General features: G+C 60.9%; 15 protein-coding genes. 7 read left to right on the forward strand and 8 right to left on the reverse strand.

Annotation, left to right across the window (positions count from 1 at the left end; all coding sequences use genetic code 11):
- Positions 1 to 21 precede the first annotated feature (21 nt).
- From AC1RPZ_RS06080 to AC1RPZ_RS06100, 5 genes are all read left to right on the forward strand, one after another.
- On the forward strand, positions 22 to 1,788 hold the full coding sequence (locus AC1RPZ_RS06080; protein ID WP_493136445.1) for a sensor histidine kinase: 1,767 nt from the start codon (positions 22 to 24) through the stop codon (positions 1,786 to 1,788).
- Entirely contained in the window at positions 1,782 to 3,116 is a 1,335-nt protein-coding gene (locus AC1RPZ_RS06085) for a sigma-54-dependent transcriptional regulator (RefSeq protein WP_493135819.1), read from the forward strand. Before AC1RPZ_RS06080 ends, AC1RPZ_RS06085 begins: the two co-directional genes overlap by 7 nt.
- A gap of 322 nt (positions 3,117 to 3,438) precedes the next feature.
- The gene (locus tag AC1RPZ_RS06090) at positions 3,439 to 4,758 is read left to right on the forward strand and encodes an MFS transporter (protein WP_493135821.1); all 1,320 of its coding nucleotides are present in this window, start codon (positions 3,439 to 3,441) and stop codon (positions 4,756 to 4,758) included.
- A 386-nt stretch (positions 4,759 to 5,144) separates the two neighbouring features.
- Positions 5,145 to 5,432, forward strand: coding sequence for a hypothetical protein (locus AC1RPZ_RS06095; protein ID WP_493135823.1), 288 nt, complete (start codon positions 5,145 to 5,147; stop codon positions 5,430 to 5,432).
- A 191-nt stretch (positions 5,433 to 5,623) separates the two neighbouring features.
- Positions 5,624 to 6,256, forward strand: a complete 633-nt coding sequence (locus AC1RPZ_RS06100) for a flavin reductase family protein (RefSeq protein ID WP_493135825.1) — start codon at positions 5,624 to 5,626, stop codon at positions 6,254 to 6,256.
- A gap of 9 nt (positions 6,257 to 6,265) precedes the next feature.
- Here AC1RPZ_RS06100 and AC1RPZ_RS06105 read toward each other — a convergent pair whose 3' ends face one another.
- Both AC1RPZ_RS06105 and AC1RPZ_RS06110 read right to left on the reverse strand, forming a co-directional pair.
- Positions 6,266 to 6,529, reverse strand: coding sequence for a hypothetical protein (locus AC1RPZ_RS06105; RefSeq protein ID WP_493135827.1), 264 nt, complete (start codon positions 6,527 to 6,529; stop codon positions 6,266 to 6,268).
- Between the two features lie 9 nt (positions 6,530 to 6,538).
- Entirely contained in the window at positions 6,539 to 6,904 is a 366-nt protein-coding gene (locus AC1RPZ_RS06110; RefSeq protein ID WP_493135829.1) for a putative quinol monooxygenase, read from the reverse strand.
- 338 nt (positions 6,905 to 7,242) lie between these two features.
- On the opposite strand from AC1RPZ_RS06110, the gene AC1RPZ_RS06115 reads away from it, so the two are divergent.
- Positions 7,243 to 8,172, forward strand: a complete 930-nt coding sequence (locus tag AC1RPZ_RS06115) for an AraC family transcriptional regulator (RefSeq protein ID WP_493135831.1) — start codon at positions 7,243 to 7,245, stop codon at positions 8,170 to 8,172.
- Between the two features lie 127 nt (positions 8,173 to 8,299).
- Here AC1RPZ_RS06115 and AC1RPZ_RS06120 read toward each other — a convergent pair whose 3' ends face one another.
- From AC1RPZ_RS06120 to AC1RPZ_RS06145, 6 genes are all read right to left on the reverse strand, one after another.
- Entirely contained in the window at positions 8,300 to 9,355 is a 1,056-nt protein-coding gene (locus tag AC1RPZ_RS06120) for an ABC transporter ATP-binding protein (RefSeq protein WP_493135833.1), read from the reverse strand.
- Between the two features lie 15 nt (positions 9,356 to 9,370).
- Complete coding sequence (locus AC1RPZ_RS06125) at positions 9,371 to 10,219, reverse strand: ABC transporter permease (protein WP_493135835.1); 849 nt, start codon at positions 10,217 to 10,219, stop codon at positions 9,371 to 9,373.
- Positions 10,216 to 11,124, reverse strand: coding sequence for an ABC transporter permease (locus AC1RPZ_RS06130; RefSeq protein ID WP_493135837.1), 909 nt, complete (start codon positions 11,122 to 11,124; stop codon positions 10,216 to 10,218). Before AC1RPZ_RS06130 ends, AC1RPZ_RS06125 begins: the two co-directional genes overlap by 4 nt.
- 182 nt (positions 11,125 to 11,306) lie before the next feature.
- The gene (locus AC1RPZ_RS06135) at positions 11,307 to 12,410 is read right to left on the reverse strand and encodes an ABC transporter substrate-binding protein (RefSeq protein ID WP_493135839.1); all 1,104 of its coding nucleotides are present in this window, start codon (positions 12,408 to 12,410) and stop codon (positions 11,307 to 11,309) included.
- A 217-nt stretch (positions 12,411 to 12,627) separates the two neighbouring features.
- Positions 12,628 to 14,076, reverse strand: a complete 1,449-nt coding sequence (locus AC1RPZ_RS06140; RefSeq protein ID WP_493135841.1) for an aldehyde dehydrogenase family protein — start codon at positions 14,074 to 14,076, stop codon at positions 12,628 to 12,630.
- Positions 14,073 to 15,710, reverse strand: a complete 1,638-nt coding sequence (locus AC1RPZ_RS06145) for a 5-guanidino-2-oxopentanoate decarboxylase (protein WP_493136446.1) — start codon at positions 15,708 to 15,710, stop codon at positions 14,073 to 14,075. The genes AC1RPZ_RS06140 and AC1RPZ_RS06145 overlap by 4 nt, the downstream gene beginning before the upstream one ends.
- Before the next feature lie 161 nt (positions 15,711 to 15,871).
- Here AC1RPZ_RS06145 and AC1RPZ_RS06150 point away from each other — a divergent pair, with 161 nt between their 5' ends.
- Positions 15,872 to 16,771, forward strand: a complete 900-nt coding sequence (locus AC1RPZ_RS06150) for a LysR substrate-binding domain-containing protein (RefSeq protein WP_493135843.1) — start codon at positions 15,872 to 15,874, stop codon at positions 16,769 to 16,771.
- Positions 16,772 to 16,784: the final 13 nt, after the last annotated feature.

Genomic DNA, 16,784 nt, shown 5'->3' on the forward strand with positions numbered 1-16,784 from the left:
TACCCTGCCCGTGCCGACAGCATGCCATTCATTTCCCGCAATCTGCGCCTGACGTTTTACATATTATTGATCCTTGCCGGAGCGGTGTTGGCGGCCACTCTGGCCATACGCCACGCCGAACGCCAGGCCCAAATTGAAGACGCCGCCCGCGCCAATCAGCAACTGGCGCTGTACGCCAACTCCCTGCACACCTTGATCGAACGCTACCGCGCCCTTCCCGCCGTGCTCGCGCTGGACCCAGAGCTGCGTTCGGCGCTCGATGGCCCGGTGAGCCCGGAACAGCAAGACGCGCTGAATCGCAAACTGGAGAAGATCAACGGTGCGGCCCAGTCGTCCACCCTGGAACTGCTGGATCGCACCGGTCTGGCCGTGGCCGCCAGCAATTGGCGTTTGCCCAGCAGTTACGTCGGCCACAACTACGGTTTTCGCCCCTACTTCAGCCAAACACGCAGCCAGGGCGCCGGGCGCTTTTACGCGGTGGGCGTGACCAGTGGGATTCCCGGTTATTTTCTGTCCAGCGCAGTGACGGCTGACAACGGCGAGTTTCTCGGCGCCATGGTGGTGAAACTCGAATTTCCGGAACTGGAACGCGAATGGCGTCAGGGCAGCGATACCCTGCTGGTCAGCGATGCGCGGGGCATTGTGTTTATCGCCAATCAGCCGGGGTGGCGCTATCGGTCGCTGGGCGCGCTGTCAGACACTGATCGCGCCGAACTCAAACTGACCCGCCAATACGACAAGCAGCCGCTGACCCTGCTCGACCATCAATCGATTCGGCGCTTTGACGAGAACAGCTATCTGGCCCGCGTCGACGGCCCCGACGGTTCGGCCGATTACCTGTGGGAATCGCTGCCCTTGAGTTCCGAAGGCTGGACGTTGCACCTTCTGCGTCGCCCACAGGTCGCCTTCGAAGACGTGCGCAACGCCGGGCTGGCCGCTGCCGGATTGTGGCTGGCGCTGGTGTTTTTGCTGCTGTTTCTCAGCCAACGTTGGAGTCTGGCCAGGTTACGTCAGCGCAGCCGCGAAGAGCTCGAACGCCTGGTCGAAGAACGCACTCGCGACCTGCGTACCGCGCAGGACGGTCTGGTGCAATCAGCCAAACTCGCGGCGCTGGGGCAAATGTCGGCCGCCCTGGCCCATGAAATCAACCAGCCACTCACCGCCCAGCGCATGCAGCTGGCGACCTTGCGTCTGCTGCTGGATCACGGCCGGGTCGACGACGCTTATAAAGCGCTGAAACCGGTGGATGAGATGTTGACGCGCATGGCCGCCCTCACCAGCCACCTCAAAACCTTCGCCCGTAAAAGCCCCAGCGGTCTGCGCGAGCGTCTGGACCTGGCGGCGGTGGTCGATCAATCCCTGCAATTGCTCGACGCTCGCCTGCGCGATGAGCAGATCGACCGCGTTGTGCAATTGACCCGTCCGGCCTGGGTGCGCGGCGATGCGATTCGTCTGGAACAGGTGCTGATCAATCTGCTGCGCAACGCCCTCGATGCGATGCGTGACAAACCGCTCAAACACCTGGAAATCCGCCTCGAAGCCGATGAGCAATTGTGGCGCCTGACGGTCGCCGACAGCGGTGGCGGTATTGCACCGCAGGACCTGCCAAATGTTTTCGACCCGTTCTTCACCACCAAACCAGTGGGTGATGGGCTGGGCCTTGGGCTGGCAGTATCGTTCGCCATCGTGCATGAACTCGGCGGCCGCCTGAGTGCCGATAACCAGGGTGATGGCGCGGTCTTCACCCTCACCTTGCCCATTGATCTGGAGGCGCACATTCAATGTTGAACGCGGTGATCGTGGTCGATGACGAAAGCAGCATTCGCGATGCCGTCGAACAGTGGCTGGGCCTCTCGGGGTTCGAGGTGCAACTGTTCAGCCGCGCCGAAGAATGCCTGGCGCAACTGCCGGCGCATTTCCCCGGAGTGATCCTCAGCGATGTGCGGATGCCCGGCATGACCGGCCTGGAACTCCTGGCTCGGCTGCAACAGCTGGACGCGGACTTGCCGGTGATCCTGCTGACCGGTCACGGCGATGTGCCGATGGCGGTCGAAGCGATGCGCGATGGCGCCTACGACTTCCTCGAAAAGCCTTTCAGCCCCGAGACCTTGCTCAGCAGCCTGCGCCGGGCGCTGGACAAACGTCGGCTGGTGCTGGAAAACCGCGCCCTGCATGAGCAGGCCGACAATCGCAGCAAACTCGACACCAGCCTGCTCGGCGTCTCCCGGGGTTTGCAGACCCTGCGCCGGCAAGTGCTGGACCTTGCGGCGCTGCCGGTGAACGTGTTGATCCGTGGTGAAACCGGCAGCGGCAAAGAGCTGGTCGCCCGTTGCCTGCATGATTTTGGCCCGCGCGCCGACAAGCCGTTTGTGGCGCTGAACTGTGCGGCGATCCCCGAGCAGTTGTTCGAAGCCGAGTTGTTCGGTCATGAAAGCGGCGCCTTCACCGGCGCTCAGGGCAAGCGTATCGGCAAGCTGGAATACGCCGATGGCGGCACCTTGTTCCTCGATGAAATCGAAAGCATGCCGCTGGCTCAGCAGGTCAAATTGCTGCGGGTGTTGCAGGAGCAAAAGCTCGAACGGCTGGGCTCCAACCAGAGTATTCACGTGGATCTGCGGATCATCGCCGCGACCAAACCCGACCTGCTGGATGAAGCCCGCGCCGGGCGTTTCCGCGAAGACCTGGCGTATCGGCTGAATGTCGCGGAACTGCGTTTGCCGCCGTTGCGCGAACGGCGTGAGGACATTCCATTGTTGTTCGAACACTTCGCTCATGCCGCCGCGCAGCGGCTGGGACGCAGCTTTCCACCGCTCAGCGGCCCGCAGTTGAGCCGGTTACTGAGCCACGACTGGCCGGGCAACGTGCGCGAATTGGCCAACGTCGCCGAGCGTCAGGTGCTGGGCCTGGGTGAGCCGGAACCGGTCGGCATCGAGCCCGGCCAATCTCTCGCCGCCCAACAGGAAGCCTTCGAAGCACACTGCCTGCGGGCCGCGTTGACCCGGCACAAAGGCGATATCAAAGCCGTGCTGGAAGAACTGCAACTGCCGCGCCGGACCTTCAATGAAAAGATGCAGCGGCATGGGTTGAGCCGAGAGATGTTTCTGCGAGAAAGCTGATTTTTTGTAGTGTCTGTACTGGCCTCATCGCGAGCAAGCTCGCTCCCACATGGGTCCTGTGTGAAGCACAAATAGTGTGCACACCGAAAATCTACTGTGGGAGCGAGCTTGCTCGCGATGACGCAGGTACAGACAACGCAAATCAATGAGCTGAATAAGCGATTTTCCGCTCACAACCCCTTCTGAATAAGCGGATTTCCGCTCACCAACTCCCGTCCCCCCCTCTAAACCGCCCCTCTGCCCGTTGGCACAGCTCCTGCTATAGCCCTCGCAGGCTGCGTTTACGCGCGCTCCACAAAAACAATTAAATGAAGGATCCGTCATGGATAACTCACAAGCCCTGCCTCTTGGGTCGGCAGCTGTGCCTGCCAAAGAAAAGACCACCGCCAGCCGCATCAAATCGATCTTCAGCGGCTCTGTCGGCAACATGGTCGAGTGGTACGACTGGTACGTCTACGCCGCCTTCTCGCTGTACTTCGCCAAAGCCTTTTTCCCCAAAGGCGACACCACCGCCCAACTGTTGAACACCGCTGCGATTTTCGCCGTGGGCTTCCTGATGCGCCCGATCGGCGGCTGGCTGATGGGCCTGTATGCCGACCGTGCCGGGCGTAAAGCCGCGTTGATGGCGTCGGTGTATCTGATGTGCTTCGGCTCGCTGATCATCGCGTTGAGCCCGGGTTATGAAACCATCGGCGTCGGCGCACCGATCCTGCTGGTGTTCGCCCGCTTGCTGCAGGGCCTGTCGGTGGGTGGCGAGTACGGCACCTCGGCGACTTACCTGAGCGAAATGGCGACCAAGGAACGTCGCGGCTTCTTCTCCAGCTTCCAGTACGTCACGCTGATCTCCGGCCAGCTCATCGCGCTGGGCGTGCTGATCGTCCTGCAACAAACCCTGACCACCGAACAACTGTACGACTGGGGCTGGCGCATTCCGTTTGCCATCGGCGCACTGTGTGCCATCGTCGCGTTGTACCTGCGTCGCGGGATGGAAGAAACCGAGTCGTTCAGCAAGAAAGAAAAGTCCAAAGAAAGCGCCATGCGCACCCTGCTGCGTCATCCCAAGGAATTGATGACCGTGGTCGGCCTGACCATGGGCGGCACTCTGGCCTTCTACACCTACACCACCTACATGCAGAAATACCTGGTGAACACGGTCGGCATGAGCATCTCCGACTCCACCACCATTTCGGCGGCCACGCTGTTCCTGTTCATGTGCCTGCAACCGATCATCGGCGGCTTGTCGGATAAAGTCGGACGGCGGCCGATCCTGATTGCCTTCGGCGTTCTGGGCACCCTGTTCACCGTGCCGATCCTCACCACCCTGCACACCATCCAGACCTGGTGGGGCGCGTTCTTCCTGATCATGGCGGCGTTGATCATCGTCAGCGGCTACACCTCGATCAACGCGGTGGTCAAAGCCGAATTGTTCCCGACCGAAATCCGCGCACTGGGCGTGGGCCTGCCGTATGCGCTGACCGTGTCGATCTTCGGCGGCACCGCTGAATACATCGCCCTGTGGTTCAAGAGCATCGGCATGGAAACCGGTTACTACTGGTATGTCACGGCTTGCATCGCCGTGTCGTTGCTGGTGTACGTGACCATGAAAGACACCCGCAAACACTCGCGGATCGAGACTGACTAAACGCGTTTGGCAGTCACTGCAACGGTGACTGCCATGGCCCCATCGCGAGCAAGCTCGCTCCCACATTTGATCGGCGTCAGACACAAAACCTATGTCTGACGCGATCTGTGTGGGAGCGAGCTTGCTCGCGATGGCCTCGACTCGGTTTGATTAATGATCGGTTAATGCCCAGCCGACATTCTGCTGCCATCTGAATCCATATCGACGTCTCGCACGTATACAGAACGCAGGCTTCCAAGCAGTGCCTGAAAACACTCTGCGACGAAACAAACATCGATAAATCAGATTGATTTAAGCGTTTATTTGCGCTTTTTAATCAATTTTATATGAGTAGTATGAACGCCATACCCAACGCACAACCCGCAAACGAACCTGGAGTACACATCATGAAAACCCAATTGATCCTCGCTCTGACCCTCTCCGTACTGGCCGCCAACACCTTCGCCGCCGACGGTTTTGACCGCACCGGTTCTGCCGCTTTCACCACTGAAAGTTCCGCCGCTGTTGCAGCTGATGGTTACGATCACACTGGCTCCGCGTCTTTCGCCTCCGATGGTTTTGATAACACCGGCTCGGCCAAAGTCGCCGCTGACGGCTTTGACCACACCGGCACCGCTGGCGCTGTCGCCGCCGATGGTTTTGATCGCACCGGTTCTGCCGCCGCTATCAGCTAACACCTTGGGCAGACTTCACAGCCCGGCTTCGGCCGGGCTTAGTTGTTTTTGGGGGGATAACAAATATCCAAGACCAGCACGTCCCCTGTGGGATCTCATTGTTTTGATGCACCATGACAACTGGAAATAAGCCACCAGCCCTTGCACTATGGCCTTCAACCTTCCAAGTCTTGTATTCAGGAACCCATGCAATGCCCGACGACATCCACTACTACGAACCTGCCCTGGGCCACGGCCTGCCCCACGACCCGTTCAATGCCATCGTCGGCCCGCGCCCCATCGGCTGGATTTCTTCGCAGGACGCCGAAGGTCGACTGAACCTGGCGCCGTACAGTTTTTTCAACGCGTTCAACTACATCCCGCCGATCATCGGATTCTCAAGCGTTGGCCGCAAAGACAGCCTGAACAACATCGAGCAGACCGGCGAATTCGCCTGGAACCTGGCCACCCGCCCGCTGGCCGAGCAGGTGAACCAGAGCAGCGCGATGGTCACCGCTGACGTCAACGAATTCGAACTGGCCGGGCTGACACCTGCCGCGTCGAACCTCATTCAGGTGCCGCGAGTCGCCGAAAGCCCGGTGTCCTTCGAATGCAAGGTCACGCAGATCATCCAGTTGCAACGGGCGAATAAGGAAGTGGTGCCGAGCTGGCTGATCCTCGGCGAGGTGGTCGCCGTGCATATCGCCAAGTGGCTGTTGAAAGATGGGGTGTACGACACCGCCGCGGCAGAACCGATTCTGCGCGGCGGCGGGCCGGCGGATTATTTCCAGCTGGGGCCTGAGGCCTTGTTCAAGATGTACCGCCCGGGGGCGACCAAAACCTAAGCCAGGTCGTTACCAGACCAGCTCGCCGTCTTCAGTGACGTCGGTCAACTGCTCAAGCTTCTGCTCGGCAGCCTGATCGGCTTCGAAGGCGGTCTTGAATGTCTGTTCATCGAGGACTTTGTGAAACCGCGGGGCGCCTGAGCCACCCAGGGCTTTGACGGCGATGGCGGCGCTATAGCCTCCCTCACCCGGTACTACGGCGGAAACAGCTTCGAACTGTGCAAACTCTTTACGTGCCATGTCGCGGATCCTGGCCAATGGAAAGTCGGCCATTCTAAACCGTCAGCAGGCCAACTGGTGTAATGGCGCGGTGTTCAACTGCGGATATTCGCCGCAAGCCTGAGCCGCCGAGACTTCGCTGAAGGTGTGAAAATCCAGGCTGTTGACCACCAACTCTTGCACCAGCTCGGCAAATATCTGCATGGCCGGGGTGCCGAAGTAGGCGGTCATGGCCTGCTGGTCGACCCAGAAACCGGACACCAGCCACAACTCGGGATCGCACAACGAATGCTGCAAGGCAAAGTGCAGGCAACCGCTGGCCTGACGCGACGGTTCGATCAGACTGCTCAAGCGCGCACCCAACTCCAGCGAACGGCCAGCGCGGGCACGGACAAAAGCCATATGGCTGACGGGGATCTGCGTGGACATGTTCGATTCTCCCAGGGTGTAAACGATCAGCCACCTGCGGGCAGGTGGCGACAGGGTCAACGATAAAGTCCCTGGCGAACGGCCCGTTAGTCGATTCCTGCCGGCTTATTGCACAATCCTGCACCCGCATCGGACTGTCGCCAAACCAGCGCCAGGCCAGCTCCGGAAAGGTGACAAAGGTATTTCAAGCAAGTTTTCCCGCGTTATGTTCGCGTTCTCTATGCTGAATACGATCGCGCAGCAGAATCAGGCAAGCTTTGCGCAGGATTTGCCTACCCCCCTGGCTTGCACAAATTTAAGCTGTGTCCATCCCATCAGCCTTGTCGAGGATGTTTTGCATGTCGCCCCAGGATCACACTCACGCCCCGCTGGACGCCGAGATGGAAAAACAGCGTGCGGAGCTCTCGGCAATCATCCGCCGCAATACCTGCGAAGACGGTAGCTACGCCACCGCCATCGGCTCGCTGTTTCTGTCGCGCCACAGCACCCCACTCGACTTCTCGCCCGGACTGGCGCAACCGGCGCTCTGCATCCTGGCTCAAGGTCATAAGGAAGTTCGACTGGCGGATGAGTACTTCAATTACGACCCGCTCAATTACCTGGTGGTTTCGGTCTCGATGCCCCTCAGTGGACGGGTGATCAACGTCTCGAGCGAGCATCCCAACCTGGCCTTGCGCCTGGATATCGACCCGGCGGAAATCACCGCATTGATTGCCGACGCCGGGCCCATCGGCGTGCCCACCCGCCCTGCCGGGCGCGGGCTGTATGTCGAACAACTGGATCAGCCGATGCTCGACGCGGTGCTGCGTCTGGCGCGCTTGCTCGACACCCCGAAAGACATCGCCATGCTTGCGCCGCTGATTCGTCGGGAGATTCTCTATCGCTTGCTGCGCAGCCAACAAGGACACCGGCTGTATGAGATCGCCATCGCCAACAGCCAGAGCCATCGCATCAGTCAGGCGATCAAATGGCTCAACGGCAACTACGAGCAGCCGTTGCGCATTGATGAGTTAGCGAAGGAAGTGAACCTGAGCGTGTCGACCCTGCACCATCGCTTCAAGGCGATGACGGCCATGAGTCCACTGCAATATCAGAAGCAACTGCGCCTGCAAGAGGCGCGGCGCTTGATGCTCGCCGAAGGCATCGACGCCTCGGCGGCAGGTTACCGCGTGGGCTATGAAAGCCCCTCGCAGTTCAGCCGCGAATACAGCCGGCTGTTTGGCGCGCCACCGTTGCGGGATCTGGCGCGGTTGCGGATGACTGTCTAACACCAAATCCCCCGTAGGAGCTGCCGAAGGCTGCGATCTTTTGATCCTGATCTTTAGTAGCGCTGAAAAGATCAAAAGATCGCAGCCTTCGGCAGCTCCTACGAGGGTCGGATCGGGTTGTGTGTGGTTACGCGCCGAGCACGCGGCAGGCTTCGGACGGAATGGTCACCGACACCGGGTTGCCGATGCTCAGGCCGATGCCCTGGCACGGCGTACTCAAGGCTGTCAACATCACCCCGGAGCACTCGACCGTGGTCTCGATGGTCGCACCGATATCCCGTACAAACGTTACCTTGCCCAGCAGCCGATTACCGGCTGCCGCCTGCGGATGCGACAGTTGCAGGTCCTCGGGACGCACCAGCATCTTGACCTTCTCGCCGACCACAATGCTGCTGCAAATCGGCACCTGAAGCGCATCTCCGCCGGGTAAACCGACTTTGCCATCGCCCAGCGCCGTGGCCGGGAAAATGTTCCCGGTGCCGATAAAGTCGGCGACAAATTCATTGGCCGGATGGCGGTAGATCTCGATCGGCGTGCCGACCTGCTGCACCCGATTCTCGCCCAACACCACCACAATATCGGCCATGGTCATGGCTTCGCGCTGGTCGTGGGTGACCATGATGGTGGTGATGTTCAAGCGCTGCTGTAGCTGACGAATCTCGACTTGCATCGACTCGCGCAGCTTGGCGTCCAGTGCCGACAGCGGCTCGTCGAGCAGGAGAATTTTCGGGTGCGTGGCAATCGCCCGGGCAATCGCCACGCGCTGACGCTGACCACCGGAGAGTTTCGACACCGGACGATCAACCATCTCTTGCAGCTGAATCAGTTGCAGCAATTCAGTGACCCGTGCGTGCTGATCGGCCTTGCTCACGCCACGCAGTTTCAGTGGGTAGGCGATGTTCTCGCCGACCGTCATGTGCGGGAACAGCGCCAGCGATTGAAACACCATGCCGAAGTTGCGCAGGTGCGCCGGCGTGTTGCCGATATCTTCGCCATCCAGACGAATCTCGCCGCCGGACAGGGTTTCCAGGCCGGCGATCATCCGCAGCAAAGTGGTTTTGCCGCAGCCCGAAGGGCCGAGAAAACACACCAGCTTGCCCTCGGGCAGATGCAAATTGACGTCCTTGACCGCGCATGCCGTGCCGTAGTGTTTCTCGACGTTTTCCAGAATCAGACCAGTCATGTTGCTCACCTCAAATCAAAAGGAAACGCCACCTTCACCGACCAGCTTCTCCAACGCCCAGATCAGGACGAAGTCGATCAGCACGATCAGCACGGCAAACGAGAAAACGGTGGGGTCCAGCGACGACACGGTGCGGCTGTACATCCAGATAGGCACGGTCATGACATCGATGGTGTAAAGGAAATAGGTCACGGTGAATTCGTTGAACGAGACGATGAACGCCAGCAGCATTCCGGCGAGGATCCCCGACTTCATCAACGGCACCACCACATCGACTATCGCTCGCAGCGGCGAAGCGCCGAGCATCTGTGCGGCCTCTTCGACTTCACTGCCGATAGAGAGCATCGCTGCGGTGCAGTTCTTCACCACGAACGGCAAGGCCAGAATGACGTGGGCAATCACCAGTCGCGAGGTGGTCATCTGAAACGGCAGGCTGTCGAATACCAGCAGCAACGCCAGGCCCAGCACCACCATCGGGAACACCAACGGCAGCGACATCAATTGCAGCGCCACAGCCTTGCCACGGAACTCGCAACGGGTCAGCGCATAGGCCGCCGGCACCGCGATAATGGTCGCGAACGCCATGGTCAGGCACGCCACCATCAGGCTGGTGGTCATGGCTTTACCCAGGCTCAGCACATCGCTGGCGTCCGGCGACACGAAGGTGTGCCAGGCGGCTCGATACCATTGCAGGCTATAGCTGCTGGGCGGGAAGTCGAGGTTCGAAGAACCACTGAACGACATGACAATCATGGTCAGGATCGGCAGCACCGCCAGCAGTAAAATGAAACCTGAAAGGATCCCGGCAAATTTGCCGGTGTCGCCGGGCAACAGCGACAGGCGCTTCTTGATCAACGTGCTCATTGCGAAGCCTCCAGCATGCGCCGACGACGGCCAGTGATGTATTCGGACAAGGTCATGATCGCCAGCGTAGTGACGATCAGCACCACACCGGCAGCGGAGGCCGCGGGCCAGTTCATCAACGGGGCGATCTGGTCATGCACCATCACCGCGAGCATCGGTACACGCCGGCCACCGAGCAGCAAAGGCACCACGAAGCTGCTGGCGTTGTAGGCAAACACCAGGGTCGCACCGGTGATAATCCCCGGCAGGCTCATCGGCAACACGATTTGGCGAAACACCTGCAAACGGCTCGCGCCGAGGGTCGCTGCGGCTTCTTCATAGGTCCGCGCGACACCGCGCATGGCGCTGGCAATCGGCAACACGGCCAACGGGAAAGCGGTTTGTACCAGGCCCATCAACACGCCGTTCTGGTTGTACAACAGCATGATCGGACGCTTGATCAAACCGAGGCCCAGCAATGCCTGATTGAGCATTCCGCCCGGGCCGAGGATCACCAGCCAGCCGTAGCTTTGCAGCAACAGGTTGACCAGCAACGGCAACAGCACGGCGGCCAGAAATACTCGGCGCAGCAGCGGAGAAGTCAGGCGCGACATGGTGTACGCCACCGGAATCGCCAGCAGCACGGCAATCACCGCGCTGATCAATGCCAGACGCAAGGTCAGCAGCAGTGATTTGAGGTAATAGGGTTCCAGCAACTGGGCATAACTGGCCAGGCTGAAACCGCTCCATTCCGCGCCTTTAGTGCCCACGCTCATGCGCAACACCAGCAGGCTGGCAGCAATCAGCACACCGAGAAACAGCATCGAGGGTGAAAGAAATAACCAGGCGCGCGTCGTCGGCGAAACGCCGAGACGGGGACGTACGACAGCGGCGCTGACCGGGTGGGTCAGAGGTTGGTGTTCCATAGCAATGGTCTCGTCAATGGAAGATCAATAGCTGTAAACCTGCCCCGTAGGAGCTGCCGCAGGCTGCGATCTTTTGATCTTGATGTTGACCTTCAAAGATCAAGGTCAAAAGATCGCAGCCTGCGGCAGCTCCTACAGAGGCATGCGGCAGGCTTCAAACCTGTGCCGCATTGAGGTTCAGATCAGGAAGAGAAGATTTCCGTGTAACGACGAATCCATTGGTCATGCACAGTCGCCAGGAAGGCGTTGTCGTGCATGATCGCCTTCTCGGCAATCTGCTCCGGCGTCAGGATGAACGGGCTCTTGCGCGCTTCGGCAGAGATGATTGCCTTGGCGTTGACCGGGCCGTTGTAGATGTCTTCGGCCATCTTGCCCTGTACCAGCGGGTCGAGGGAGTGGTCGATAAAGGCGTAGGCCAGGTCGGTATCGCCGGGACGGTTTTTCGGCATGACCGACTGCATCAGGTCGGTGTAGAAACCTTCCTTCATGCCAAAGGTTGCACTCAGACCGTAGGCCGGATCGCGGATCTGTTTCGGGAAGAACGCTGGCGCGTACAGACCGCCCATATCCAGGGAGCCGGTGCGGAACAGTTCGGCGATCTGGTTCGGGTTTTCACCCAGGGTCACCACCCGGCTTTTGAGCTCGGCGAGCTTCTTGAAGCCAGGTTCGATGTTGTGCTCGTCACCACCGGCCAGTTTGGCGGCGATGATGATCAGGTCCATGGCCTCGGTCCAGTTCGGCGGCGGCAGGAAAATGTTCGGTGCCAGGTCCGCGTCCCACAGGGCGGCGTAGCTGTCCGGGGCTTCTTTCTGAGTGCGGGTGCTGTAGACGAGGCTGTTGCACCAGAGCAGGTAACCGATGCCATGACCGTTGGCCCCGGTGCGGTATTTCTCCGGTACGTCGACCAGGTTGGGAATGCGGTTCAGGTCAGGCTTTTCCAGCAGACCGGCGGCGGCCAGGCCTTCAGCGCCCACACCGGCCAGGGTGATGATGTCGTATTGCGGACGATCACCACCGGCCTTGAGCTTGGCGACCATTTCCGAGGTACTGCCGGTACGGTCAGCGATGACCTTGCAGCCGTACTTGGCTTCGAAGGTCGCTGCGATATTGCGCAGCGCTGCCAGACCGGTGTCATCGGACCAGGTCAACAGCCGCAGGGTCTTGCCCTGAAAACGTGTGTCACTGGCGTTGGCGCGGATGAACGGCATGCTCATGGCGGCCGCGGCAACCGATGCGACACCGACGGTCTTGATGAATTGTCTTCTGTTCAGATCATGATCGCCCATGAAGGACTCCGTTTATTGTTGTAGGTCTGAGGTGGGTGCATCCCTTGCGCCCGCGCTGTTCGATCCGCTGCAAGCCCCCGTATTACAAGGGCTGTAGCGAGGTCTGCGGGTTCATCCTGAGGTCACGCAAAACGCGCAACAATCGAAAAAAAATCATTGGTGCCATGTCCCAGGCGCATGCCTCGTTTCGAGGCATGCGCGGGCCGTTTTCGTGCCGTCAGACAGCGCGAATCACGTGCTTTATTTCTTGAAACGCCTGCAAGCCCCACGGCCCCAACTCGCGGCCGATGCTGCTCTGCTTGTAGCCGCCCCACGCTGTCTGCGGGAAGATCACCTGCGGTGCGTTGATCCACACCAGCCCCGCCTGCAAGGCGTTGGCGACCCGTTCGGCGGTCACCGCATCACGGCTGACCACGCTGGCCACCAGACCGAACTGGCTGTCGTTGGCCAGCTCGATCGCCTCTTGTTCAGTGGCAAAACTGCGCACGCACAACACCGGGCCAAAAATCTCTTCACACCACAGCGCACTGTCGAGGGGCACTTCGGTGAAAATCGTCGGCCGCAAAAAATAGCCGCGTGGCAGATCGGCCGGGCGTTCACCGCCGCAGACCAACCGCGCACCCGCGCTCAAGCCACGATCAATGTGTCCCAGCACGCGCTGGTATTGCGCCTGATTGACCAGCGCACCCATTTCCACCTCGGGGTCGAACGGGTCGGCCACGCGAATCGCCTCGGCCCGCGCCGTCAGACGCAGCAGGAATTCATCCGCCAGTTCATCGGCGACCAACACCCGGCTGGTGGCCGAACACATCTGCCCGGCGTTGAAAAAACCACCGCCACTGGCCAGTTCAACCGCCAGGTCGAGATCAGCATCCGTCAGCACCAGCAGCGAGGATTTGCCACCCAGCTCCAGGCTCACGCCCTTGACGGTTTCCGCCGCACGCTGCATGACCTGAACGCCGACCGCGTTGCTGCCGGTGAAGGAAACTTTCGCCACACGCGGATCGGCCGACAGCGGCGCACCGACCGCCAGCCCCGTGCCGCAGACCAGGTTGAACACACCGTTGGGCAAGCCGCTCTCGGCGATAATCGCCGCCAGTTCCAGCTCCGGCAGCGGCGTGACTTCCGAAGGTTTGAGCACCACGCAGCAACCCGCCGCCAGGGCTGGCGCGAGCTTCCAGGCGGTGGTGACCATCGGGAAGTTCCACGGCACGATCAGCCCGACCACGCCGCACGGTTCACGCCGTACACGGGCGGCGAAGTCTTCGCTCGGCAGTTCCACGGCGCGGTCCTGACCGGCGTCCAACGCTTCGGCGAGACCGGCGTAATACTCGAACGTGGCGATCACGTCATCAACGTCGATGCCCGCTTCGAACTGTGGCTTGCCGTTGTTGCTCGACTGCAAATACATCAAGCGCTCGCGACGGGCCTGCACACCATTGGCGATCTTGCGCAGCACCGCGCCGCGCTCGGCGCCGGTGGTTTTCGACCACTGCGCAAACGCCGCGCTGGCCGCTGTGACCGCTTGATTGACCGCATGCTCATCGCCACCTTTGACCGTGGTCAGCAGGGCTTCGGTCGCCGGATTGATGACCTGCAAGTGCTCGTCGCCGGCCGACCATTGGCCATCGATGTACAGACCGTCCAGGGTGATTGGAAAGCTCATGCCGATACTCCTTTCATCCACTGGGTCTGGTCGATTTCGATCAAGGTCGGGCCCTGACGATCAGTCGCCGCACGCAGTGCAACCCGCAGGTCTTCAACGCCGCTGATGGCCAGTGCCGCACAGCCCAGGCCCTTGGCCACAGTGATGAAGTCCGGGGTGTAGATGTCGACGCCCACCGGTTCGATGTCGCGGTTGACCATGTATTTCTTGATCTCTTCGTAGCCCTGGTTATTCCACAGCAGGACGATGACCGGGGTGCGGGCTTCCACCGCGCTGGCCAGTTCCGGCAAGGTGAATTGCAGGCCGCCATCGCCGATCAGGCACACCACCGGCGGACGCGTGTTGCGCTCCCGAGCACCACCGAGCCAAGCACCGATGGCCGCCGGCAAGGCGTAGCCGAGGGTGCCGTATCCGGTCGACGAGTTGAACCAGCGACGCGGGCGCTCCGGGTTGAATGTGAGGTTGCCGGTGTACACCGGTTGGGTCGAGTCGCCGACGAATACCGCTTCCGGCAACTCATCCAGCACGGTGTGCAGGAACAGCGTCTGCGCACGGGTTGGCGCGTCCCAAATCGTCTCAAGCTCGGCACGCAAGCTGGCGGCGCGAGCCTGCCCCCAATCGCTGCAACGCTCGGCCAGCGAATGTTTGGCCACGCCGTCGAGCAAGGCCTGGGCCGCGCTTTGTGCGTCGGACACCAGCGCCACTGTCGGCGGGTAGTTGCGCACGGTCTGGTCCGGGTCGATGTCGATCCGCAGCAAGGTGCCCGGAATGTCGAAGCCGCCGGCAAAGGTCACGTCGTAGTCGGTCTCGGCCAGTTCAGTGCCGATCGCCAGCACCACATCGGCATCAGCCACCAGCGCACGGGTGGCCACCAGGGTCTGGGTCGAACCGATCAGCAACGGGTGAGCCGACGGCAGCATGCCTTTGGCATTGATGGTCAGTGCCACCGGTGCGTCAAGCAATTCGGCGAGCCGGGTCAGCTCGGCCGCCGCGTCAATCGAACCGCCACCGGCGAGGATCAACGGGCGTTTGGCATTGGCCAGCAGTTCGCTCATCCGGGCCACGGCCGACGGCGCTGCACCGGCGCGCGTGATGCTCACCGGTTGGCTGGCCAGCAAGGCATCGGCGTCTTCGACCAGCACGTCGAGCGGAATTTCGATGTGCACCGGACGCGGCCGGCCAGCCTGGAACAAGGCAAAGGCACGGGCCAGCACACCCGGCAGTTCGGCAGCGGACATCAGCGTATGGGAGAACGCCGCAACGCCGGCCACCAGTGCGCCCTGGTTCGGCAGCTCATGCAGCTTGCCGCGCCCACCGCCCAACTGGCTGCGCGATTGCACGCTGGAGATCACCAGCATCGGGATCGAATCGGCGTAGGCCTGGCCCATCGCCGTGGTGATGTTGGTCATGCCGGGACCGGTGATGATGAAGCACACACCCGGTTTGCCGCTGGTGCGGGCATAACCGTCGGCCATGAAGCCGGCCCCCTGTTCGTGACGCGGCGTAACGTGGTTGATGCTCGAACGGGCCAGCCCGCGATACAGCTCTACGGTATGCACACCGGGAATGCCGAACACCTGCTCGACCCCGTAACCTTCGAGTAACTTGACCAATACTTCGCCGCACGTCGCCATATCTTTGCCCTTCTTGTTCATTGAGACGCTGGCCCCGCGCAGCATTTCGAGGTGCACTGCGGGGGGCTCAGTCATGGCGTTATTGGAACGGTCTGCGGGTAGCCGCAACAATCGATAAAAAGTCATACTCGCCATGTCCTCACCTCATGCCTTGGCGTCCCATGAAACGACTTCCACCCCTTCCCGCGTTGCACACGTTCCTGATCACGGCCCAGTGCTGCAACTTCACGCGGGCGGCCGAGCAGTTGCACATCACCCAGGGCGCGGTGAGCCGGCAGATCGCCGGGCTGGAAGAACATTTGGGCTACACGCTGTTTCACCGTCAGGCACGCGGTTTGAGCCTGACGGCCGAAGGGCTGGAGTGGCTGCCACGGATTCAGCAAGTGTTCGGCTTGATCGATGAAGCGGTGGAACAGGTCGGTGCACACCGCGATACCCTGCAGCTCAAGGCCCCGACCTGCGTCATGCGTTGGCTGCTGCCGCGTTTGCTGCAATGGCAAAAGGAACGCCCGGACGTGCCGGTGGAACTGACTACCACGGTGCAACATGGTGTGGATTTTCATCGCGAGCAGTTCGACGCTGCAGTCATGTACGGCGCACCGCCGGACAGTTCACTGGCTTCACTGCGTCTGTTTGATGAGCAACTGACGCCGGTCTGTTCTCAGCCACTGCTCGACGGCTCAGTACCGCTGCACAGTCCGTCAGACCTGAACAAGCACTTGCTACTGCACCCAACGCGCGATCAGCGGGACTGGAAGGCCTGGTTGAAAGCGGCGGACGTCAACCTCAGCACAATCGGCAAAGGTCAGCACTTCGAAACCCTGGACCTGGCGATGTCCGTAGCGTCTCAAGGGACAGGTGTAGCGATAGGGGATTGGTCGTTGATCGGCGATGACCTGAGTGCCGGACGGCTGGTCATGCCGTTCGAGCTGAAGGTGCGTACCGGCCTCGCCTACTATCTGGTCTACCCGCAGCATACGAGGCCGTCACCGCAGTTGAAGGCGTTGCTGGACTGGCTGGTGGAACAGGCCCATGCACGTCAGGACAGCGTGTCACCGTAAAACCGGCACCGCC

It is taken from the genome of Pseudomonas sp. GW822-FHT02D10 (assembly GCF_058802345.1).